Origin of the sequence: Winogradskyella echinorum (assembly GCF_014297365.1) — a bacterium.
Taxonomy (GTDB): Bacteria; Bacteroidota; Bacteroidia; order Flavobacteriales; family Flavobacteriaceae; genus Winogradskyella; species Winogradskyella echinorum.
In genome coordinates this window covers 1-24,845 of record NZ_JACOQD010000005.1, presented here as the reverse complement: position 1 = coordinate 24,845, position 24,845 = coordinate 1, and the positions used below count along the sequence as shown (strand labels likewise).

17 protein-coding genes and 1 tRNA gene are annotated in these 24,845 nt (G+C 32.2%); 4 read left to right on the top strand and 14 right to left on the bottom strand.

The window, feature by feature from the left end:
* Window positions 1–114: 114 nt before the first annotated feature.
* The 5 genes from H8K90_RS14335 to porU all read right to left on the bottom strand — a co-directional run bounded on the left by H8K90_RS14335 (window position 115) and on the right by porU (window position 8,759).
* Window positions 115–1,758, bottom strand: a complete 1,644-nt coding sequence (locus H8K90_RS14335) for a pyruvate dehydrogenase complex dihydrolipoamide acetyltransferase (protein ID WP_186846688.1) — start codon at window positions 1,756–1,758, stop codon at window positions 115–117.
* Window positions 1,759–1,761: 3 nt separating this feature from the next.
* On the bottom strand, window positions 1,762–2,763 hold the full coding sequence (gene pdhA / locus H8K90_RS14330; RefSeq protein WP_186846687.1) for a pyruvate dehydrogenase (acetyl-transferring) E1 component subunit alpha: 1,002 nt from the start codon (window positions 2,761–2,763) through the stop codon (window positions 1,762–1,764).
* A 171-nt stretch (window positions 2,764–2,934) separates the two neighbouring features.
* On the bottom strand, window positions 2,935–3,417 hold the full coding sequence (gene cdd / locus H8K90_RS14325) for a cytidine deaminase (RefSeq protein WP_186846686.1): 483 nt from the start codon (window positions 3,415–3,417) through the stop codon (window positions 2,935–2,937).
* 79 nt (window positions 3,418–3,496) lie between these two features.
* Complete coding sequence (gene porV, locus H8K90_RS14320) at window positions 3,497–4,744, bottom strand: type IX secretion system outer membrane channel protein PorV (protein ID WP_186846685.1); 1,248 nt, start codon at window positions 4,742–4,744, stop codon at window positions 3,497–3,499.
* A 121-nt stretch (window positions 4,745–4,865) separates the two neighbouring features.
* Window positions 4,866–8,759 carry a type IX secretion system sortase PorU gene (gene porU, locus H8K90_RS14315; protein ID WP_186846684.1) on the bottom strand — a complete coding sequence of 1,298 codons (3,894 nt, stop codon included), beginning with the start codon at window positions 8,757–8,759 and terminating at the stop codon, window positions 4,866–4,868.
* A gap of 322 nt (window positions 8,760–9,081) precedes the next feature.
* Between porU and gldJ the strand changes: the two genes are divergently transcribed.
* Both gldJ and H8K90_RS14305 read left to right on the top strand, forming a co-directional pair.
* On the top strand, window positions 9,082–10,761 hold the full coding sequence (gldJ, locus tag H8K90_RS14310) for a gliding motility lipoprotein GldJ (protein WP_186846683.1): 1,680 nt from the start codon (window positions 9,082–9,084) through the stop codon (window positions 10,759–10,761).
* A 65-nt stretch (window positions 10,762–10,826) separates the two neighbouring features.
* The gene (locus tag H8K90_RS14305; protein WP_186846682.1) at window positions 10,827–12,107 is read left to right on the top strand and encodes a UDP-N-acetylmuramoyl-tripeptide--D-alanyl-D-alanine ligase; all 1,281 of its coding nucleotides are present in this window, start codon (window positions 10,827–10,829) and stop codon (window positions 12,105–12,107) included.
* Window positions 12,108–12,233: 126 nt separating this feature from the next.
* Here the strand turns inward: H8K90_RS14305 and H8K90_RS14300 are convergent.
* Window positions 12,234–12,308 (bottom strand) — tRNA-Val (locus H8K90_RS14300).
* Window positions 12,309–12,480: 172 nt separating this feature from the next.
* Between H8K90_RS14300 and H8K90_RS14295 the strand changes: the two genes are divergently transcribed.
* On the top strand, window positions 12,481–13,974 hold the full coding sequence (locus H8K90_RS14295) for a hypothetical protein (protein ID WP_186846681.1): 1,494 nt from the start codon (window positions 12,481–12,483) through the stop codon (window positions 13,972–13,974).
* Here H8K90_RS14295 and H8K90_RS14290 read toward each other — a convergent pair.
* The 7 genes from H8K90_RS14290 to H8K90_RS14260 form a co-directional block, all read right to left on the bottom strand.
* Window positions 13,971–15,188 (bottom strand): bifunctional folylpolyglutamate synthase/dihydrofolate synthase, encoded by a 1,218-nt coding sequence (locus H8K90_RS14290; RefSeq protein WP_186846680.1) that lies wholly within the window; start codon window positions 15,186–15,188, stop codon window positions 13,971–13,973. The genes H8K90_RS14295 and H8K90_RS14290 overlap by 4 nt on opposite strands.
* A gap of 3 nt (window positions 15,189–15,191) precedes the next feature.
* Window positions 15,192–16,040 (bottom strand): energy transducer TonB, encoded by an 849-nt coding sequence (locus H8K90_RS14285; RefSeq protein ID WP_186846679.1) that lies wholly within the window; start codon window positions 16,038–16,040, stop codon window positions 15,192–15,194.
* Window positions 16,041–16,082: 42 nt separating this feature from the next.
* A complete protein-coding gene (locus tag H8K90_RS14280; protein WP_186846678.1) occupies window positions 16,083–16,475 on the bottom strand; it encodes an ExbD/TolR family protein in 393 nt (130 codons plus the stop codon).
* 2 nt (window positions 16,476–16,477) lie between these two features.
* Complete coding sequence (locus tag H8K90_RS14275) at window positions 16,478–17,173, bottom strand: MotA/TolQ/ExbB proton channel family protein (RefSeq protein ID WP_186846677.1); 696 nt, start codon at window positions 17,171–17,173, stop codon at window positions 16,478–16,480.
* A gap of 62 nt (window positions 17,174–17,235) precedes the next feature.
* Window positions 17,236–18,627 (bottom strand): sodium:proton antiporter NhaD, encoded by a 1,392-nt coding sequence (gene nhaD, locus H8K90_RS14270; RefSeq protein WP_186846676.1) that lies wholly within the window; start codon window positions 18,625–18,627, stop codon window positions 17,236–17,238.
* 12 nt (window positions 18,628–18,639) lie between these two features.
* Complete coding sequence (locus H8K90_RS14265) at window positions 18,640–19,866, bottom strand: Glu/Leu/Phe/Val dehydrogenase dimerization domain-containing protein (RefSeq protein WP_186846820.1); 1,227 nt, start codon at window positions 19,864–19,866, stop codon at window positions 18,640–18,642.
* 74 nt (window positions 19,867–19,940) lie between these two features.
* On the bottom strand, window positions 19,941–21,011 hold the full coding sequence (locus H8K90_RS14260) for an anhydro-N-acetylmuramic acid kinase (protein ID WP_186846675.1): 1,071 nt from the start codon (window positions 21,009–21,011) through the stop codon (window positions 19,941–19,943).
* Window positions 21,012–21,102: 91 nt separating this feature from the next.
* Between H8K90_RS14260 and H8K90_RS14255 the strand changes: the two genes are divergently transcribed.
* On the top strand, window positions 21,103–22,245 hold the full coding sequence (locus H8K90_RS14255) for an acyl-CoA dehydrogenase (RefSeq protein WP_186846674.1): 1,143 nt from the start codon (window positions 21,103–21,105) through the stop codon (window positions 22,243–22,245).
* Window positions 22,246–22,294: 49 nt separating this feature from the next.
* Here the strand turns inward: H8K90_RS14255 and H8K90_RS14250 are convergent, their stop codons facing one another.
* Window positions 22,295–24,733 carry a helix-turn-helix domain-containing protein gene (locus H8K90_RS14250; RefSeq protein ID WP_186846673.1) on the bottom strand — a complete coding sequence of 813 codons (2,439 nt, stop codon included), beginning with the start codon at window positions 24,731–24,733 and terminating at the stop codon, window positions 22,295–22,297.
* Window positions 24,734–24,845: the final 112 nt, after the last annotated feature.

Here is a 24,845-nt window from a genome sequence, read left to right as displayed (position 1 = left end):
AACGCTTTAATTTTGAGTTTAAAGATAAAAAAATCCTGTTTCAAACTCGATAGTTATCGGGAGAAACAGGATAATTTATTATGGATTCTAAAACTAGTTCAGAATGTCGAATTATTATACTAACATTGTTACAGGATTCTCAATATACCCTTTTAAAGTTTGAAGGAATTGAGCACCTGTTGCACCATCTACAGTTCTATGATCGCATGCTAAACATAATTTCATTGTATTTCCAACAACAATTTGACCGTCTTTAACAACTGGTTTTTCAACAATATTTCCAACAGATAAAATTGCTGAATTCGGTTGATTAATTATTGACGTAAAACTATCGATACCAAACATACCTAAATTAGACACCGTAAAAGTACTTCCTTCCATCTCGTCTAAAGCTAGTTTTTTATTTCTTGCTTTACCTGCAAACTCTCTTACAGCAGCACCAATTTGAGGTAAACTTTGTTCGTTTGCAAATTTAACCACAGGCACTAATAATCCGTCTGGCACTGCAACTGCAACACCAATATGAACGTGATTATTTAATTGCATTCTATCATCAAACCATTGCGAATTTACTTGTGGATGTTGCTTTAGTGCTAATGCACAAGCCTTCACTACAATATCATTATATGAAATTTTAATATCTGGAACAGAGTTGTATTGCTTTCTAAAAGCAATAGCGTTTTCCATATCAAATTCTACATTTAAATAATAATGCGGTGCGCTAAATTTAGATTTTGCTAAGTTCTTAGCAATTGCTTTACGCATATTTGAATTTGTCACTTCATCAAAATCTTCTTGACCAGAAGGGACAAACTTACCATGTGAAGCAGATTGAGAAGATGGAGTATAATTTTCTATATCCTTCTTTACAATTCTTCCGTTTTCACCAGAACCACTAACTTGCGATAAGTTGATTCCTTTTTCATCAGCCATTTTCTTAGCTAAAGGTGATGCGAAAATTCTTCCGTTTGATGTAGAAGTTGAATTCGAAACCTTAGGTGCTTCCTTCTTTGTTTCTATTTTTTTAGTCTCAGTTTTTGGAGCTTCTTTTTTAGGAGCTGGAGCAGCTTCTTTTTTAGCCTCACCACCTGCAGCTTTAAAGTTTTTAGCAACATTAGACACATCAGTTCCTTTTGGACCAATTATAGCTAATAATGCGTCAACTTTTGCTGTATCACCTTCATCTAGACCAATATGTAATAATGTACCAGATTGAAAAGATTCAAACTCCATTGTTGCTTTATCAGTTTCAATTTCAGCTAAAATATCACCTTCTTCTACTTCTTCTCCAACTTTCTTTAACCATGTAGCAACAGTCCCTTCTTCCATAGTATCACTAAGTCGTGGCATTGTTACAACTACAACACCTTCTGGGAGTTCGACTTCAGTCACTGAATCAGAATCATCTTTAGAATCGAAATTCACATCAGAAACATCAGCGTTTACATCTTCCCCTTCGGGAATTGCGTCTGATTTTTCAACTTTAGCACTTCCATTTAATAAACCTGAAATATCCTCTCCTTCTTCACCAATAATAGCCAAAAGTGTATCCACTTTTGCTGTTTCGCCTTCTTGAATACCAATATGAAGCAATGTTCCTTCGTTAAAAGATTCGAATTCCATTGTTGCTTTATCGGTTTCTATTTCAGCTAAAATATCTCCTTCTTCAACTTTGTCGCCAACTTTTTTTAACCAGGAAGCTACAGTTCCTTCTTCCATTGTATCGCTTAAACGCGGCATATTAATTACTTCTGCCATAGCTTATTTAATTTTGTGGTCTATAAATGGGTAATCTTCTTGCTCATATACTACATCATACATCACATTTGTATCTGGATAAGGTGATTCTTCTGCAAATTTTTCGCATTCAGAAACTCTAGCTTTAACCGCTTTATCAATAGCTTTTAAATCTGCTTCTGTAGCATATTTCTTTTCAAGAATAATATCCTTTACTTGCGTAATAGGGTCTATTTTTTTGTATTCTTCTACTTCATCTTTTGTTCTGTAGTGTTGCGCATCAGACATTGAGTGTCCTCTATAACGATACGTCTTTACTTCTAAGAATGATGGTCCTCCACCTTTTCTTGCACGTGTAATTGCTTCATCAAAAGCTTCTGCAACTTTAATAGGATTCATTCCATCAACTGGTCCAGATGGCATTTCATACCCTAAACCTAGTTTCCAAATATCTGTATGATTAGCTGTACGCTCTACACTTGTTCCCATAGCATAACCGTTATTTTCACAAACGAATACTACTGGTAAATTCCAAAGCATTGCAAGGTTAAATGTTTCGTGTAAAGATCCTTGTCTTGCTGCACCATCACCAAAACAACAAATAGTAACACCATCTACACCATGATACTTATCACCAAAGGCAATACCAGCTCCTAAAGGTATTTGACCACCAACAATTCCATGCCCACCATAAAAACGATGCTCTTTAGAAAATATATGCATAGAACCACCAAGACCTTGAGAAGTACCTGTTGCTTTTCCATATAATTCTGCCATTACGCGTTTTGGATCTACTCCCATACCAATTGGCTGAACATGATTACGATAAGCTGTTATCATTTTGTCTTTAGTTAAATCCATAGCATGCAATGCACCAGCTAAAACAGCTTCTTGTCCATTGTATAAGTGAAGAAATCCTCTAACTTTTTGCTGAATATAAACTGCTGCAAGTTTGTCTTCAAACTTACGCCAGAACAACATGTCCTCGTACCACTTAAGGTAAACCTCTTTAGTTATTTTTTGCATTTAATCTATTTGTTATTTAAAAACACTACTTAATTTTATTTAGAGTAAACTTATAAATCTCAATTTAAAATTGAGACAAAGCTAATAACAAAAATAACACTTTAGAAAATAATGAAGAAAGAGTATATCGTAAAAAATAAAGCAATTATTGAGTTTATTGCAACGAAATCCCTATAATACTGAATTATCAAAAAGTAAAGGCAGTAAGTTTGATAAGGATTTTGATTTCACAACTTTTCCTTTTGCTCCCATAAAATAAATTTCAATAGGCTGGTCTTGTTTAATCTCGTATTCGGCAATTGACTGTCTGCATGCTCCGCATGGTGGAATTGGTTTATCTGTTACTTGATTTTGAGAAGAAGCCGAAATTGCCATTTTTAAAATTTTAGCTTTAGAATACTTGGCTCCAGCATAATAGATTGCAGTACGTTCTGCACATAAACCAGAAGGATATGAAGCATTTTCTTGATTACTACCAATAACAACTTCGTCATTATCTAGCAGTAATGCTGCACCTACATTAAAGTTTGAATAGGGAGCGTATGCATTGTTCCTTGCCTCAATAGCAGAATCCATAAGGCTTTGAATATCCTTAGGTAACTCATTTATATTGTCATAGACTTGTAAAGTTGTTGAAATAGTAATTTCATCCATAAATTAGTATCTATTTGAGACAAAAAAACTATTGCTTTTAACAAAACAATAGTTTTCAAATCTTGGTTAAAGCTATATTTTAATATTCATCATATTCGCCATCACCAAAATTAAAAGTTAGTGAAAAACGTAATGTATTTTCCAACGGACTTTGCACCTTAGATGCAGAGAATAAATATGATAAATCAATATTAATTGTTGTGTATTTGAAACCTGCACCAAGAGCGAAAAACTTTCTCGCACCTTTTTCTTCTGCCTCATTAAAATAACCAGCCCTAAAAGCGAAATTTTCTTGATATGTATATTCTGCACCTAAAGCCCACGTAAACTCTTTTAGCTCTTCTCTAAATCCACCTGGCGCATCACCAAAAGATTGAAAGACTCCACTTATAAAACTTACATCAGGATCTTGACCATCTATTATAACATCTCTATTGATAGGATCACTTGCTAAATCATCTTCATCTTCGTCATAGACTCCATTTCCATTATTATCCGTGTATTCATATTCATCTCCTAAAATTGGAGGTGTTGGCACTAATAATTTGGCTACCTCAGCTGTTACGCCTAACTTACTGTACTCATCAAAAATGAAATCGAAACCTGCTCCTAATCTCAAAGTAGTAGGTTGAAAATTTTCTCTTCCTCCATCATCGTACTTAAATTTTGGTCCTAAATTTTGAATAGCAAAACCTGCTCTCCATCTTCCATTAAAATCGTTGTATGCTTCTTCTTCACTTTGATAATAACCTGTAATATCTGCCCCAAAGGTACTTGCAGCTTGTGCATTAGAATTTGGTAATTGTTGAATTCTAAGGTCTGATCTCATATAACGCATGGCAATAGCCATTGAAAACTGATCCGCTAAACGAAGCGAATATGCAACATCTGCAGTAAATTCATTAGGTTTTACATTAGTACCTGGATCGTCTTCACTTTGTGTTAATGTAATCTCACCTAAACTGAAGTATTTAAAACTTGCAGATACTGCACTATATTCATTTAATCTATTAAAATAAGTTACGTAGCCAATAGAAATATCATTCACCAACTTACTTAAGTATGGCGTGTAACTAAGACTTGCACCAGATTTTGCTTCAGAAAATGCATATTTAGCCGGATTCCATTGTTGAGAGAAACCATCTACTGAGGTAGCGACACCCATATCTCCCATTGCTGCAGATCTAGCATCTGGTGCAATTAACATAAACGGAACTCCTGTTGTTATAACTCTACTATCTGTAGCTTTAGGTATTACTACTGTTTCCTGCCCAAAAGTTAGGCCAATGGTTGCAAATGCGATAAGGGTTATTGCGTATTTCTTCATGTTCATTTTTAGTTATTAATACTAATAAATTAGCACTAATTCGTTAGCAAATATAATTTATTATTTAAAAAGAGATTTTAAACTTCTTCTTTTTACTAAAAAACAAAAAATTTATATCATTTTAAAGAATGACAAGTTTTTGAATTTTTTCAACTTGTTTATTTAAACGGTTAGATTTCACTTTTAGTTTATAGACATACACTCCTTTTCCTATTTTATCACCAAAATCATCTCTTCCATCCCAAATAATGTCTTTAGATAATGAGCTTACAGCTTTACTTCCACCAGATGTTTGTCCATTTAAGGTTCTTACTAATTTACCAGAAACTGTAAATATCTGTACTGAAACGTCCAAAGGCTCTACACTATTGTGATTAAACCAAAACTCCGTGTAGTTTACAAATGGGTTTGGGTAATTTAAAACATTATTAATTACCAATTCTTCGTCCTTATCATACACTACGAATTGTATTTCGGCCGTAGACGAGTTATTATAAACATCCCAAGCTTTTACCGTTAACGTATGTAATCCTGGTTCTAAATCTCTAAACGGATAAGTTACCTTACCATTAGTATAATCATCTACATTAGCTTGGTAATAATCATTTAATACAATTGGATTGGTTTCATCACCATCAATTATTGCTGTAATATCGTGTCCAATTCCACTAGCTGTATTTATACCATTATCGTCTTGTAATTTTACAAGTAGATTAGGAGATTCGTTTGTAATACCACCAGACACAAAGTTTTCGTCATTCATAAATAAATTAATCACAGGACCAATATTATCTTCTGGTGCATTTTCATTAATTCCACCTATTTTAACATCGAAATTTGCTCCAGCATGATTGGATTGTGAATCGCTAGTTTGGGCATAAAAACTTATTTTACCATTACCAACCGGAATAACAATATCTCTTGGTACAATAAAATCAAACTCAAACTGACCATTTTCAATACTTGCTTGTCCTCTAAAAAGAATTTCACCTAAGGTTGTAAATTCTAACTTTATTGGCACTCTATTAGCTGGAGGACATGGATTACCTGGCCCAGAAGGAACTGTACAGTTGTATGTACCATCATTAGCTAAGGTTTCTCGTTCTATATCTTTATCATAAACGGTTGCTGTAAGCGTACCTGTGTAATTAGACAAAAGATTTCCGTTGGCATCTACTACTTCTCCTGCGAGTTTGGTATAGCTTAGAGCTTTTAGTGTGTCTATTTGTTGGGTAATATCTACATCATTGACCCTAGTAAGTCTAACATTAGGTTGAGCTATTGATAATTTCATTGCAGGATCACCAATAAAAAACACCAATCGTTTTTGCGTTGAACCAGCAATATTATTATCGATTTTAGTTAATCGTAAGGCTTCTGCCATTGAGGGATACTCATTAGAACCAAAAGCAAATAGATAATCATCTAGCTCTGTATTAAAGTCTTTTCCAACATTAACAAATATTTGTCTTGTGGTTGTAATTAAACTTATGGCTCCTCCTGTTGTATTCCAATACGTAAACTCACCAGCGGTGTCTCTTTGCGGATCATCGAATTTGGTGTATTCGCAAGTCACTGTAATAAACAGATTGTATTTGCAGATATTATTTATTTCTTGTGCATCGAACTTGTCAAAAATTCGTTCTTTGGCAATGCCTTCCTCGCCACCATGACCAAAATAATTAACAACCAAGGCTCCAACTTCAATAGCATCTTTAATTGCTTCATTTACTTTTGGATATCTATCACCTGCTGCAGAAGCCTCTTGCTCAAACGCATCTGAATGAATTTTAACTGAATTAAGAAAAGGTTTTTCTACAGCTAACGTAGTGCCCAAACCATCTGTAGTTACTTGTAACGTTTCCTCCCATTCTTCATCCACATCATCTGAAATAAGCAAGATATTATTTCTCCAACTTCCATAAGCTTCGGGCTGATAATAAGCACTAATTTTATCTACCATTTCTTTAGCACGCTGAACATCTTCTGCTAATATTCTACCAACTGCAATATCCATTCTATCGCCATTGTTCATTGAACCTTCATTAATATCTAGCATAGCATAAAAATCATCTGAGACAAATGAACTTGTAAGACTAAAACTATTTATTGAATACCAAGAAGGTACCAAATTTGTATTATTACGTAAGCGATCTTTATAATCATAAGAACCATCACCAAACAAGCATAGGTATTTTAACCGTTTACTTGGTATACTAGCATTATCGTAAACATACTTTATAAAATTTCTCAGTGCTGCTATGTCTTGACTTCCAGTGCTAAATTCATTATATATTGTTTGCAGATCGACTACTTTTACGTTTAAGTTATTATAATCTCTATTTATCTGAGCTAAGCGTTCTGCCTGTGATAAAAATTGAGACGGTGCTAAAATGATGTAATCTATATCCTGAAACTCTCCTTGATCATTGGTAAAGATTGTGCCTTTTAAATTTTGATTAGCAACCGATGACCTAGAATCCTTTTTTGGCTGATAAGTATTTGAATTAGAAAAAGCTAAATACAAACGCTCTTCACCCGATTGAGCTTTAAAAGAAAAACTGCTTTGGTTATCTACGTTTAAGACATTAGTTACATTAAAGCGATCTGTAATATCCCATATTTCATTAACATTTGAAGCATTTGTTAATGTATATTCAGCAATTCCTGGAGTTGAAATTACGCTTCTATTTTTAAAGGTTAGCTGATCACCTTCATAAATTAAATTTCTTGTTGCCTCAATATTTATATAATCTAAGTAGGCTTTACTAGAAGGGTTTCCATTATTATTATATTCTAACAGTACAGAAATAGCATCGGAGTTTATATTAACAGAACTATTATAAGTATTGCCTGCAGCCAATAAAGATGTAGAAATTTGACCAAAAGTTAAATTAGAAACTGCATTACCATTAATAGTAATTGACATACTTGTTGTTGCTTCTGATACAGCGCCAACACTAATTTTAAAATCTACAGGTTCAGTAGTTACTAAATTTGGAAAATCGAATTCATATTCGCGTTGATTCTCAATATCAAAATTATCTCCAAACCATCGACGGCCTATTTTAGCCAAGTTTGTTTCATCAACTTCATAAAACTGATAATCTTGAAACGAACTGACTTGTATATCTGCATCTGCATCTATCGTTGGCATAGACTGAATACGCTTTCCGTTTCCTGGACTTACATTTACATAGTAATATGTTTTATCTGTATATAAGTTTATGTTAGTTTCACTTTCTTCACTATAAGTTGTTGGCCCTTCGCCGTAAAAAATTATATAATCATTATTATTAAAATCTCCATCTTCTTCACCAACGAACTTTATAGCATTTTCAACTACATCAAAAGGGTAATTGGCAGAATTTGCATAAGGTAACATTCTTCCTCCATTACCATAAATTTTAATAGTTCTTGGATCCACAGAATTTGTGTTAACACCTAAACTACTTAAAAAGCTCTTAGATAATTTAAATATCCCAGACTTATCGATATAAAAACGGTACCAGTTTCCTGTACTTAATACTGAATTTGTAATCTCATTAGCATCTTTAGCACTATTTGTATTTCTGCTCAATAATTTATCATACTGAATTGTAAACGATGTTATCTTTTTATAAGAACCTCTATCATTAATAATAGGAGTAATTTCAAAATATCCAGAACGGTTTCCTCTAGCATTAGTATTGTAGATGTTATATTTAGGTGATTTGGGTATAAAATTAGGGTTTAGATCTTTTAAATCTGAAGCACTAATTGTTTCATAACTTATATTAGATATGGTCACAGAGTTTTCGTCAATTACATTTCCATTAGTTTTCCATTGAGCATAATACATTAATCCATTAGACTCATCATAATTTAGATGCTCTGCATCAAACGCAGGAATTTCTATTGTACCATTATCTGTTTCAAGTGATTTAACATCAATCCAATTAATATTAAACTGTTTTTGTTGTCCAAAACAGACGAAGGACAAAAGAAGAAAAGCAATAGAATAGCAATTTTTCATTAATTCATTTAGAATTTTTGTTGCAAGTGAATCTATATAATTATATCACTAACCTGAAATTATATAAATTACAGTAAAATAACGCCTGTAACTGTAGGTTATTATGAGTTAACAATTTTTATTTCAAAAATACAACAATAATTTATTTTTACGTCCGTTATTAAAGTGCAAAATACACCGATAATTGGCCAAAAATCCGTTGTGATGTTCAAAAAAAGGGATGAAATGCACATTTTTTTGCATTTTAATACAAAAAAAAGTTGTCAGTTTACCTTTAATTGTTATATTGCGACTCTAAAATTTAACGAGCTTACTTAAACTTATGGATATGAAAAATGTCTCAAACCTAAAATTTTTATTAGCAATAACGCTTTGCGCCTCAATAGTTAGCTGTAAGCGTTCTTCTAATTCTGGCAACGTGGACAGTGCCACAGGATGGAAAATCAACGACAAAAAAGGTGGTTTTCAGTACAATACTCAATTTAAAGAGCAAGAAACCCCTCCGGGAACTGCTTTTATTGAAGGTGGAACGTTTACAATGGGTAAAGTACAAGATGACCCTATGCACGATTGGAACAATACTCCAAATCAACAGCATGTACAATCCTTTTACATGGATGAAAGCGAGGTAACCAACTTAAATTATTTAATCTACTTAGATTATTTAAAAAATGTTTACCCACCAGATGACCCAAATTATACCTTAATATATAAAGGAGCATTACCTGATACTTTGGTATGGAGAAATAGACTTGGTTATAATGAAATGATGACCGAAAACTACTTACGTCACCCTGGTTATGCAAATTATCCTGTAGTTGGTGTTAGTTGGATACAGGCTGTAGAATATGCTAACTGGAGAACAGACCGCGTAGCTGAAATGGCTTTACAAGAAGCTGGTTACATAAAAAGAGATGCTCAATATACAGATGTAAATGCTGAAAGTACATTTAGTACTGATACTTATATTGCTGCTCCGACTCAAACTTATGGAGGAAATGAAGAAGTATTATCTGGCGGAAAACGTAAACAACAAACAGATGCTGAAGGTAATCCTATTAATCAATATGCAAATAGAGAAACAGGTTTAATTCCTGTAAAATTTAGACTACCAACTGAAGCAGAATGGGAATATGCTGCTTTAGGAATGAGTGAATTACGTAGCTATAATGTATATAGAGGTCGTAAAAAATACCCATGGGATGGTCAATATACAAGATCTGGCAAACGTGTTAATCGTGGAGATCAATTAGCTAACTTTAAGCAAGGTAAAGGTGATTACGGTGGAATCGCAGGATGGTCTGATGATGGCGCTGATATTACTGCCGAAGTTAAATCTTACCAACCAAATGACTACGGTTTATATGACATGGCTGGTAACGTTGCAGAATGGGTTGCTGATGTTTACAGACCTATTGTAGATGATGAGTTTAATGATTTTAACTACTATAGAGGTAACGTTTATACTAAAAATGCAATTAATGAAGATGGTAGTGTAAAAATTGTAACTGTAGATGAAATCGTTTACGATACTTTAAGTAATGGTAAAATCGTTGCTAGAGACTTACCAGGTGAAATTTCGAGAGTTGCAATTGACGAAGAAGAAACTTATTTAAGAACAAACTTCAGTCAAAGTGATAACAGAAACTTTAGAGATGGTGATAAACGTTCTTCACGTTATTACAGAGAAAGTTTTGACGAAGGTGAAAAAAACAAGAACAATACAGGTAAAATGTATAACTCACCTAAGCATAAAGTAGAAGTAGATTCTGCAGAAGGTAAATTGATTAGAGAATACGATAAATCTAATAATAGAACGTCTTTAATTAACGATGATGTTAGAGTAATTAAAGGTGGCTCATGGAGAGACAGAGCATACTGGATTGACCCAGCGCAACGTCGTTATTTCCCACAAGATATGGCTACAGACTACATCGGATTTAGATGTGCTGTATCTAGAGTAGGTTCTAAGACACAAAAAGGTGGAAAAAAGCGTAATTAATTAACGTTAAATAATATTTAGAAAAGTCCTGATAAAATTATCAGGACTTTTTTATTTTTAAGCCTATGGAAATAGAATCATTATATAAAAAATTTAAAGAGAATTATTCGGTTTCAACGGACACAAGAAAACTACCGAAAGACTGCATGCACTTTGCATTAAAAGGTGAAAATTTTGATGGTAATAAATTTGTATCAAAGGCATTTGAAGGTGGAGCTAAATATTGTGTTGTAGATGATAAAAGTGCTATAATTAATGAGAATTGTATTTTAGTTGAAGATGTCCTAACAACACTGCAACAATTAGCTACATTCCATAGGATTAGCATAGGTATTCCTATTATTTCTTTAACAGGAAGTAATGGAAAAACAACTACAAAAGAGCTTATCTACTCTGTATTATCTTCTCAATATAAAGTTAAAGCTACAATAGGGAATTTAAACAATCATATTGGTGTGCCTTTAACCCTTTTACATTTTACTAAAGATTTAGATTTTGGAATTGTAGAAATGGGAGCTAACCACTTAAATGAGATTGCATTTTTAAGTAAAATAGCACAACCAGACTATGGCTTAATTACAAATTTTGGTAAAGCACATTTAGAAGGCTTTGGAAGTATTGAAGGGATTCTTAAGGGAAAATCTGAGTTATATGATTTTCTAAGAAAAAACAATAAGACGGTATTTATCAATACAGATGATGACAAACAAATAAGACAAATCGGTACTTATTCTAAAACTATCACTTTTGGTAAAAATTTAGATAACGACTATAACATAACATTTATAAAAGCAAACCCTTTTGTAACATTAAATTTTAATAATGTTGAAATTAATAGTCAACTTATAGGAGATTACAATTATAATAATATTGCTGTTGCCGTTGCCATTGGTAGTCATTTTAAAGTATCTCCAGAAAATATAAAAGTGGCCATTGAAAATTACAGGCCAGATAATAATCGTTCTGAAATTATAGAAAAAGGGTCTAATAAAATTATACTCGACGCTTATAATGCTAACCCAACAAGTATGTTGGCGGCACTTAGGAATTTTAAACAATTAGATGCTGAAAAAAAATACCTGTTTCTAGGTGATATGTTTGAATTGGGTAGTGAAGCAAAAACTGAACATCAAGCGATTATAAATTTTGTTGAGAATAATTTTGAAAGCCATATATATTTCATTGGTGAAAATTTCTATAATACTAAAACACAAACAAAAACTAAGACTTTTAGAAATTTTGAAGAATTAAAGGTCGAATTAAAAGCAATTCAGCCTACAAATGCTACACTTTTAATTAAAGGTTCGCGAGGAATGGCTTTAGAGCGGATTTTAGATTTAATATAACAATGAAACCTACTACTACATAAAACCATTTATTTTACATTATAAGAAGGGCCTATATTATAGTTAGGCTATTTTTAAAAATAAAAAAATCCGATTTGAAATTTCAAATCGGATTTTTAATTGATGTGGGCGCGAAGGGATTCGAACCCCTGACCCCTTGGGTGTAAACCAAGTGCTCTGAACCAACTGAGCTACGCGCCCTAATTATTAGGACTGCAAATATAGACTAGTTTTTAAAATCTCAAAAGATTTTTTATAAAAAAATTAATTATTTCTTCAACTGCAAAAATCCTTCATTTTTTAGACCACAAAAGCTTCTATATTTTAATGGGTTTTCAGCAATTTTAATATATTAGTAACAAACAGAACTCTATTGAAATATTACTCCTATATAGATGAACTTAATCTAGGTTTTGAGGAATTCATTAATTTATCACCATATAAATTAAAAGAAATCATTAATCAATTAAGCGAGCAAGACACGCAATATAAAACATCCATTATTCGAGGTATAGAAGACTCAGTGTCCAGATCATACCATCTAACTATAGAAAAAAACATTTGGTTAAAAAACATACTATTTAAAAGATTTGAGGCTTTAAAAAAAAACCAAATTGAACTCAATTTAGAATATATAGACTACATAAGTGGTTTTAAACTCTTTTTAGAATTATATATAAGGCCTATTCTTCCTAATTTAATAAACCAGTTAATTGAAAAAAACGAATTAAAACTCTTATTTAATATCCTTAGTCAATCAGATTTATTTTCTAAAAACTGCGAAAAAGATATCATTGGCTTACTACATAATAAAGTTGATTATGGCGTTAGGTACTTAAATCAAAATCAAATTAATAATCCTGACGAAGAAATCAAGTACATAAAAAGTTATCTTTTTTACGAGATTCTTAACCTATATGAACCTCACTTTAAAGAAAAACTCATAAATCTTTATGATAGTATAACTACTATTAGTGACCAGTTTGATGACTACTCTAATGACCCATTATTTAGATATGTTTCTCAAGCCCAAGTAGCTTTTAGAAAAAGTCAAATAGATGATGTTGCAACTAAGTTAGTTATAGATAATAATGCTGAAAACGCCAAAGAATATGCCTATAAGTATGCTTCAGAAATAAAACCAAGTACAAGTAAATCTTCTTATAAACGTTATCAAGACCTAATTTCTATAATAGGAATTACAACCTTTGTAATTATTCTTTCTACAGTTGCTTTTAATAGTCTTCAGAAGTCTGATGTCGAAGAAAAATCATTTCAAACAGAAAACTATGACACAAAAAAGAAGAGAACTACTTACGACAACCGAATTCGGTTTTATTACTCCTTAAAAAGAATAACTAAAAAGGCTAAAAAAACCGAAGTTTCAACAAATGAAATAGAAGTACAACCCTTTTCTAACCCTTTTCCAAAAACATTTAATCTCATAGCAAACGACACAACTGTATCTAACAATACAAATGTGCAAATAGCTAACAAAACTAATTCTGATTTAATTGTCTTTAAGATGATAAAAGGCGTAGATGAATCAATTTATATTCCACAAGCCAAAACAATCTATATATCATTAAATCCTTCAGATTCGTTACTCTTTTATAGCGGAACCAAATTTATAACATCTAACCTTTCAAATTTTAAAGAAGACATGGTTATTTCTGACGTCTATAAAGTAGATAAAATTGATGATGCTTCTGTATCAACAATAAATATAACTCCAATTGATTCGCTCAATAAATTCAAAAAAAGATTAATTTCTAAAGAACATATTAAAACAACAGATAACATAAAATTGAGGAAAATTAGCCTTGACAACCTATACCGAATTTATTACAGCAAATATGCCAATTAAATAGCTTCTGCGACAACAAAAGTGCTGCCTCCAACATAAATTAAATCTTCCTTATTGGCAGCTTTTTTTGCATTATCTAAAGCCTCTTCTACACTATTATAAGCTTCACCTATTAAATTATTTTCAGCAAAAGTTGCTTTTAATATTTTAACATCTAAACCACGTTGTACATTTGGTTTACTAAAATAATAGGTTGCCGTTTTTGGTAGCAAATTAATAATTGAGTTTAAATCTTTATCATTAACCACCCCAAAAACAATATGAAGTTTACTGAATGTTTCAAACTGCAACTGTTGCATTACATAGGTTAAACCCTCTTTGTTATGAGCAGTATCGCATACAATTTTTGGTTCTAAACTTAAGACTTGCCAACGCCCTTTTAAACCGGTGTTTTTTGAAACATAAAGAAGCCCTTGTTTTAATTGAAAATCAGAAATTTTAAAGTCAGATTGTTTTAACACATTAACAGACTGAATTACTGTTTTTATATTTTTTAATTGATAAGATCCTTTTAAATCACTTTCTAAGACATCATTAATTAATTGATCTGCAAAGTATAATTTAGAGTCGGTTTCCTTCGCCTTAGTCTTAAACACCTCTTTAGTTTCTGACTGGGTTTCACCAATAACTACGGGAATATTTGCTTTAATAATTCCTGCTTTTTCCGCTGATATTTTATCCAAGGTATCTCCTAAAAACTGCGTATGATCTAATCCTATATTAGTTATTATAGACAATTCTGGAGTAATAATATTTGTAGAATCTAAACGTCCGCCAAGACCAACCTCAATAACAGCTATATCAACCTTTCGTTTTGCAAAATAATCGAAAGCCATACCAACGGTCATTTCAAAAAAAGACAATTTATTTGATACTAAAAACACTTTATTACGTTTAATAAAACCAATGACAAATTGTTTACTAACCACTTTACCGTTAATTCGTATGCGCTCTCTAAAATCCTTTAAATGTGGAGAGGTGTATAAACCTACTTTATAACCCGCTTCTTGAAGTATGGAAGCCAACATATGGCTCGTAGAACCTTTACCATTTGTGCCAGCAACATGAATAGTTTTAAATCGCGTATGTGGTTCTCTTAGATGCTGAGAAAGTTTCAGCGTATTAGTTAAATCCTTTTTAAAGGCAGACTTACCTTTATTCTGATACATTGGCAGTTGTTGGAACATCCAATTGACTGTATCTTGATAATTCATGAGTTATTGACCGACATCAAAATTAATACTAACAAATCCTACTTGTCTCGCAGGTGCATCATTATCAGCAGGCCATTTATGAGATAAAGCAATTTTCTTTGCAGGTTCTAATAAACATGGATGTGTATTAGTTGTACCTCTAATTCCTGGTTCAGCTTTTATTACTTTACCCTGTCTATTAACTTCAATTTTTACAACGACTAAACCATATTCGTTGCATTCTTGCTTATATATTTTTTTTGATGGTCTACCTCTACCGCCTAATCCATATCCTATTCCACCTTTTCCAGGTCCAGAGCCACCAAAATAACTAGGTGCGTACGGGTCGCCATCTCTTTGGCCTTTATTCCCACCTATATCGTCTGGTCCTTCTCCTCCATCATCTTTACCTTCAGCATCTTTTACTCCACCAATAAGAGCATCTAATTTTTTTCTTTTTTCTTCGTCTTCTCTACGTTTTTTTTCTTCAGCTTCTCTTTTTAGACGTTCTGCTCGTTCGGCTTCTGCCTTAGCTTTAGCTTCTGCCGCTTTTTGCTTTTTTATTGCAATAGACTCTGCTGATTCTTGTGTAATAACTTCTTCAGCTTTTGATGTGGCTTCTGTAGGTTCTACCTTTGTTTCTTCTGGCTGAGATTCTTCTATAACTTCTTCTTTAACTGCTTTTCTTGGTTCGCTTAACGGTTTATTACCACTTCCAAAATCAGTAGTTCCAAAATTAACAGCAATACCATATTCTTCGGGTGGATCTAAATATTGAGGACCTACTACAAACAAAAGTAAGAGTAGAATCAGTGCTATTAATGCGGTGATTCTTGCAGAATTACGTTCGTGTTTGGTCTCTAAATATCTCACTTTAATATACTTATGTTAGTACAGTTTCAAAAACAATGCCGTTTAGTTTGGTTTCACAGCTAAAATAACTTTGAATTTATTTCGATTTGCGATGTCCATTACCTTAACCACATTTTCAACAGGTACTGATTTCTCAGCTCTCAATACAATTGTTGGAGATTCTTGTGTTGCCATGGCAGAAATTAATTGCGATTCTAATACACTTTCACCAACTCGTTTTTGATCTATGTAATAGGTTAAGTCAGCCTTAATACTAACAGCTGTTGTCTTTTTATTCTCCGTTTTTCCGCTTGCGGTAGGTAAAATTATATCAATAGCATTTGTTGTAACCAAGGTAGATGCTATCATAAAAAAGATTAATAACAAGAATACAATATCGGTCATTGACGCGAAATTGAATTCTGGTGTTACTTTATTTCGTCCTCTAATATTCATAATTAGATAGGTTCATTTAAATGATCTAAAAATTCAACTGAATTGGCTTCCATTGAGTGCACAACTTTGTTAGTCTTAACAACAATATGGTTATAAGCAACATAAGCTATAATACCAACAACAAGACCACCAACGGTAGTTGTCATCGCTGTATATAAACCACTTGCTAGCACATCCATTTGTATGGTTCCGCCTGCATTAGCCAATTCGAAAATAGAGAGTATCATACCTACTACTGTACCTAAGAAACCAATCATAGGAGCAACACCAGATATAGTTGCTAAAACACTAACGTTTTTTTCTAAGCCATAAATCTCTAATCTACCTGCATTTTCAATAGCAGAGTTAATATCTTCTAAAGGTTTACCTATCCTAGTTATACCTTTTGCTATTAATCTAGAAACAGGTGAATTTTGTTGCGCACATAGCATTTGAGCAGAATCAATTTTACCATTACTAACATGGTCCTTAATCTGATTCATAAAATTAGAATCAACCTTTGAAGCTGCTTTTATAGCGAAAATACGCTCAAAATATATGTATGTAGCCACAATAAGAAGTAGAAATAGAATGAAGATAATAACCATTCCGGCGGTTCCACCACTTGTAATTAATTCAATAATCGAAAGTGTTTTTTCTACTTGCTCACCCTCAGTTAACACTTCTGCGCTATCTTGAATAGTACTTAATGATATCATACTATAGTTTTTAAAATTTTAATTTGTTGTTGTTATAACGTTAAGTTTTTTACTTAAGTATATTAAAAGATACTTCTTGTTACCATAAATGCTGCTGCACCCGCAATAAAGCCTACGAATGCTAACCATGATATTTTCTTTAAATACCAAAAGAAATCTATTTTTTCCATTCCCATAGCTACTACACCAGCGGCCGAACCAATTATTAACATACTTCCACCAGTACCTGCAGAATATGCAATAAAATGCCAAAGTTCGTTATCTAATGGTTCTGAAAACATACCTAAACTAGCCGCTACTAATGGAACATTATCTATAACTGCAGAACCAACACCCAATAATAATACCACTAAATCTGACACTCCTTCGTGATGAAATTCTGTTCCTAACATTGGCATAGATTCTTGAAGTGAACCAGCAAAACCAAACAAAATACCTAAAGATTCTAAAGCGGCTACGGCCATTAAAATTCCTAAAAAGAATAATATACTTGGTAATTCTATTTTAGATAATGAAGAATGAACTGGACTATGGCTTGCATGATCAGTATGTTCGTCTGAAGTCACAGTAGAAATCGCAAATTTAGAATTACTATAAATCTCAGCAAAAATTGCAACAACACCCAATGAAAGCATCATACCTACATAAGGTGGTAGATGCGTAATAACTTTAAATATTGGTACAAAAACTATAGCTCCCAATCCTAGAAATAACATTGTAGAACTGAATTTGTTTTTTGGTTTGTCGTCATCTGACTGCAATTCTAAAGTTCCTTTAAAAGGCTGAAGCAAAGAAGCTATAAACGTTGGTACTACCATACATAATAATGAAGGGATAAACAGATACATAAATAATTTGCCTGTTGAAACTTTATCGCCAATCCAAAGCATTGTTGTTGTCACGTCACCAATTGGAGACCATGCACCACCAGCATTGGCAGCAATTATTATTAAACCAGCATACCAAATTCTAATACTTCTATCTTTAACAATTTTTTGCAAAATAGATATTAGCACAATTGTTGCCGTAAGGTTATCTATGATAGCTGATAATACAAAAGCTAGTATAGAAAACATCCATAATAGTTTTTTTCTACTATTGAAATTCACCGCATTTTTAATAGTTGAAAAACCATCAAAATAATCAATGATTTCTACAATTGTCATTGCACCTAATAAGAACACTAAAATTTCAGCTGTTTTACCTAAATGGTGTAATAAGGTTTCTTCCATTAGATGCATTTTTTCTTCATGCGGAAGCAAACCAAAATTATCCATTAAACTATGTTTTGCTGAATCGAACCACTGCCCAAAATCATCAATACCTAAAGAAATCAATGCCCAACTTATGGCCATCATTACCAAAGCCGGAATTAGTTTATCTATTTTAATGTTATGTTCTAATGTAATGGCTAAATAGCCAAAAACGAATACTAGGATTATTACTGTTTCCATATTAAGGGATATTTATATTAGTTGTCTTAGTGCAATTTCGAAAGCAGTTTCGCTTACACCAATTTTTGTTGGATTATTTTTTTGAACTTCTTTTAAGGCCTTTCTAATAACTTTTGAAGTGTCTTTGAAAATGGCTTCATCGGTCATTTGTACTTTACGCTCCATAAAATAGGCAAAAACTCTTGCCATTCCACAATTTGAAATAAAATCTGGTATTAAACTCACTTTTTGATCAGTGTGCTCCATTATTGGTCCAAAAAATATTTCTTTATCAGCAAAAGGTACATTTGCACCACATGTAATAACCTCTAAACCAGTATCAATCATTTGATCTATCTGATTTTGAGTTATTAATCTAGATGCTGCGCAAGGTGCAAAAACTTCGGTTTGCAAAGACCATATTTTTTCATTAATCTCATTAAACGATATTAAGTTTTCTGCAACCAGTGTATTCCCGTTTTTATTAAGGTATAAGTCAGTTATTTCTTTAAAAGAGAAGCCTTCAGCATTAATTAAACCGCCAACACGATCTATAATACCAACAACCTTTGCACCCATTTGTGCAAAATAAAAAGCTGCCGCTGCACCAACGTTTCCAAAACCTTGTACAACAACACGCTTACCTTTTATAGAATCTTCATTAAGATCGTAAAAATGCTTAGCAGCAATGGCAACACCATAACCTGTAATCATATCGGCTACAGTATATTTTTTTGTAACATCTGGAGAATATTTAGGATTTTCAATAACCTTAATTACTCCATGTCTAAGCTGACCAATTCTATTTATTTTATCTGCCTGCGTAGGTTTAAAGTGTCCTTCAAAAACACCCTCTTGAGGATGCCAAACTCCGCTCTCCTCCGTTATTGGAATAACTTCATGTATCTCATCAACATTTAAGTCACCACCAGTTCCATAATAGCTTTTAAGCAAAGGAGATACCGCAGCATACCAGCGTTCTAATACACCTTTTTTTCTTGGATCTTGTGGATCAAAATTAATTCCAGATTTTGCTCCACCAATTTTAGGACCAGAAACTGTAAACTTTACTTCCATAGTTTTAGCAAGAGATAAAACTTCATTTCTATCAAGTCCTTTTCGCATTCTTGTACCTCCACCAGCGGCTCCACCTCTTAATGAATTTATTACAGTCCAGCCTTCAGCATCTGTTTCTGAATCATTCCAATGAAAAACAATTTCGGGAGATTTATTTTCGTACTTCTGCAGTAATTCTTTTATCAATTTATATCATTTAGTTAGTGATAACAAATATAAAAAACTCTAATGCGTATAAAGTGAATTAAATATTAATTTTAAGTATTTGGAAATAATATTTTTCCTGACGAATGATTTTCTTTGGCTCCAGTTACACTTTTAAGGCAGTTATATTCACCTCTTTCTCTCAATACTCCAAGCAAACCAAATATTAAGGCCTCTTTAAATTCTATTATTTCGTTATCTGGTAAAACGACATGTGAGTTCGAAAAATGCTTTATTCTAGTAATAAGGAAATCATTATAAACACCACCACCTGTTATTAATACTTGTTTCCCTTTAATATTATTTAAAGTTATAGAAATTTGAATTGCAATATGCTCTATAAAAGTTCTTAGAACGTCTTCAATATCAAGATTAAAAGATTTTATTAAAGGAAAAATATTTACGTCTACCCATTCTAATCCTAAAGATTTTGGTGGTAATTCTTTATAAAACTCTAAAATATTTAACTGTCTTAATAATTCTTCATTAATTGATCCTTTTGATGCTAATTGACCTTTATCATCATATTCTAATCCTAAGTTCGAAACAAAATGATTTAAAACAATATTAACAGGGCAAATATCAAAGGCAATTCGTTCAAAATTACTTTCAAATGAAATATTGGCAAAGCCACCTAAATTTAGGCAGCTATCATATTCATGAAATAACAATCGATCTCCAATAGGTACTAAAGGTGCACCTTGACCACCTTTTTGAACATCTTGAACTCTAAAATCGCAGATAACCTTTTCATTTAAAATATTAGCTATGACTTGTTGATTCCCTATTTGATATGTTAAGCCAGCATCAGGTTGGTGCAGTGCTGTATGACCATGTGAAGCGATAAAATCAATTATTTTAATATTATGCTCATTAATGAATTTTAAAATTACATGTCCTAAATATGTTGAATAATCGTTATCAATAGATTTTAATTCTTCCATCGATTTATTTACTAAATTACTTAAAATGGATTTCCAATCGTTTGAATAATTTATAGTATTAGATTGATGAATTTTAAAACTCCAATTATTATCATAAACATAGGTAACGTAAGCAATATCAATACCATCTAAAGAGGTACCAGACATTACTGCAATAACATTGTAAGTGGATATTATCATATTAGTAAAAATAACATTACTTATTGAAAATACCACAAGAAAAAGTTATCTTTGCATGAATTTTTTAAGAAATCAATAATTATAAAATTTTATGGACTTTAACTTAACAGAAGAGCATATGATGATTCGCGATGCAGCTCGCGATTTTGCACAAACTGAATTACTTCCAGGTGTTATTGAACGTGATAATGCTCAAACCTTTCCAGACGAACTAGTTCGTAAAATGGGAGACCTAGGTTTTATGGGAATTATGGTAGACCCAAAATATGGTGGAAGTGGTATGGATGCTATTTCTTATGTACTTATCATGGAAGAATTATCAAAAATTGACGCTTCAGCTTCGGTTATGGTATCTGTAAATAACTCTCTGGTTTGTTATGGTCTTGAAGCGTACGGAAACGAAAAGCAGAAAGAAAAATATCTAACAAAACTGGCAACTGGTGAGTGTATTGGTGCGTTTTGTTTGAGTGAGCCTGAGGCAGGAAGTGATGCAACATCACAAAAAACTACAGCCATTGATAAAGGAGACCATTATATTTTGAACGGTACAAAAAACTGGATTACTAATGGTGGACGAGCAGAAATATACCTAGTCATTGCTCAAACTGACAAGCATAAAGGATCTCACGGCATTAATGCATTTATTGTAGAAAAAGGAACACCTGGTTTTGATATTGGCCCTAAGGAAGATAAATTAGGTATACGAGGTAGCGACACGCACACACTTCAATTTAATGATGTAAAAGTACCTAAAGAAAATAGAATTGGTGATGACGGTTTTGGCTTTAGATTCGCTATGAAAACTCTTTCTGGTGGACGCATTGGTATTGCTGCCCAAGCTCTAGGAATAGCCTCTGGTGCTTATGAATTAGCATTAAAATATTCTAAAGAACGTAAAGCCTTCGGAACCGAAATATGCAATCATCAAGCCATTGCTTTTAAATTAGCAGATATGTACACTGAAATTGAAGCTGCAAGAATGTTGGTAATGAAAGCAGCTTGGGATAAAGATCAAGGTAACAATTATGATATGTCTAGTGCTATGGCCAAACTATATGCTAGTAAAGTTGCTATGGAACATACTGTAGAAGCAGTTCAAATACATGGAGGAAATGGATTTGTAAAAGAGTATCATGTTGAGCGCTTAATGCGGGATGCTAAAATTACTCAGATTTACGAAGGAACTTCTGAAATTCAGAAAATTGTAATTTCTAGAGGACTCATAAGAGGATAACTCATTTTAATATATTAAAAAGGCTTCAAACTAATATTCTGAAGCCTTTTTATTTTTTTGAGAGATCGTTTATTACCAATCTCAATTCACCATATGTATATTTATCATCAATTTGATGTTTTAAATCTGATATGTTTTCAAAAGTTTTTGTTGGAATAATTTTCTTCAATTCTAAATAGTTTGCTTCAGACATTAAGTCGGTAATTTTAACTTCACCTGAAGATATAAAACTAGCTAAATGCCCAAAGATTGTATTAGTATTTAACTCTCTTTCTATAGCTATTTGATCTATTGATTTTCCTGATTTAAATAATTCTAAAGATATTTTCTTTGTGTCCCCTTTTTGTCGTTTTGTTTTAGATTCTTCAATAATTGCATTATGGTTTGAAACTTCGATGTCATTTTCATCACAATAGCTCTTAATTACCTGTATTATTTCAGTTCCGTATTTTTCAATACGAGTTTTGCCCATTCCGTGAACTGCTTTTAATTCTTGTTTAGAAGTTGGTAGCAATTCACACATGGAATATAAAGATTTTTGGGTAAATATTTGAAAGTGTACTAAATCTTCTCGCTTGGCAATTTTATTTCTAAGTTCTCTCAATAATTCAAAGAGTTCAACATTAGTAGTACCATCAATAACCGATTTACGCTGTGTTTTTGGCTTATCCTTTGTTATAAAAATAGACTTTGCTCTTAACTCTAAAAACTGCTCTACACTAAAACCATTTTTTAAACCTTCAAAGTATAGTAGCTTCGCCGCTAATAATTCATCTAGAGCATCAAGTTGTTTAGTTAAATCTTTTTCAATGGCTTTATTATCAGTGGTAAAGCTTAAATCATTCAAAGACCCCTTTATTTTTTCTTTAGTTTGTGTAATAAAATAATTAATGGCTTTAACGAACCTTTCTTGTAAAATATTATTAGACTCCGGTAAATCCGAAGATTCTCCTATTGAATTTAACTGATGATTAAAAGAATTACCAACCTTGAGCAAATTAGCAACAGAATCCTTAATTGCTACGACAAGCATTTCTATATTTCCTTCAACACTACCTCTGTTTTTGTAATAAATATCTAATATTCGATTTGTTGGATATAAAAACTTATAAAAATTAAAAATTTCTGAAATTAAATCTAATTGAAATTTACGCTTAGATTTTTGTAAAATATCATCATTAGGTTGATTTGCTTCTGCATTTTCATTAAAAGAAACAACAGTACTATCACTAATAATTTGATTTGGAGTGATTTTACTTTTTAAAACTAATCCTTCAAGAGATTTACAACGACTAAGCGCCACATAAGTTTGGCCATGAGCAAATGCAGATTCAGCATCAATTATAGCTTTTTCAAATGTTAACCCTTGGCTTTTATGGATCGTAATAGACCACGCTAGACGAAGTGGTATTTGTGTGTAACTACCTATTTTATCTTCAGAAATTGCTTTGGTATCTGAATCTACAGTATATTTTATATTCTCCCAAGTTTCTGGTTTCGTAATAATATTAAAATCATCATCAGGGCAATTTACCACGACTTCGTCTTCCTCTAATAAAATAACTTTACCTATTTTTCCATTGAAATAGCGCTTATCGGGTGAGATATCATTTTTAATAAACATTACTTGAGCTCCAACCTTCAATTTTAACTTTTCTTTATTTGGGAAAGAATGTTCAGGGAATTTCCCATCTATTACGGCATTATATGTTTTAGATTGTCCTTTAAGTTTTTCTAGTTCTAAATTATTTGTTTGAATAGCCTTGTGATTATGAGTAGTTAAAGATATATAACCATCTTCTTTATTTGGAACAAAGTTCGGTTGATACCTTTTATTCAATTCTTCAGCAGAAAATTTACTAAGTTTATTGTTTCTGACCTCATTTAGTATATTTATAAATGTTGGATTTTCTTGCCTATAAATATGTTTTAGCTCAACAGTAATTGGATTAGAATTTTGGTACGAATTACTACTAAAGAAAAATGCATTTGTATAAAATGAACTTAGTAATTGCCATTCACTATCTTTTACAACTGGTGAAAGTTGTTGAAGGTCTCCTATCATTAATAATTGAACGCCTCCAAAAGGTAGATTTCTATCTTTAAAACGTTTTAATGTTCTATCTATTCCATCTAACAAATCTGCTCTTACCATACTAATTTCATCAATTACTAACAGGTCTAGCGATTTTATTATATTAATTTTTGTTTTACTAAATTTTCTATTAAATCCATTGGAAGCGTTTAAATCAGTATCAGGCAAAATAGGCCCAAAAGGCAATTGAAAAAAAGAATGAATTGTAACGCCTTTAGCATTGATGGCAGCAACACCAGTTGGTGCGACTACTACTATTCGCTTTTGAGATTGTACTTTTAATTTATGTAAAAAAGTAGTTTTACCTGTCCCTGCTTTACCAGTTAAGAAGATATTTCTATTAGTGTTGTTTACAAAATTCCAGGCTAGATCAAGTTCTTTGTTTATCTTCATAAATCATTTACAGATGAAACTTCAAGATAATAAAATTGACTCTTTTTAGTAAAAATAATTTTACTATATATAACAAAAAAAACCCTTACTAGATAACTAGTAAGGGTTTATT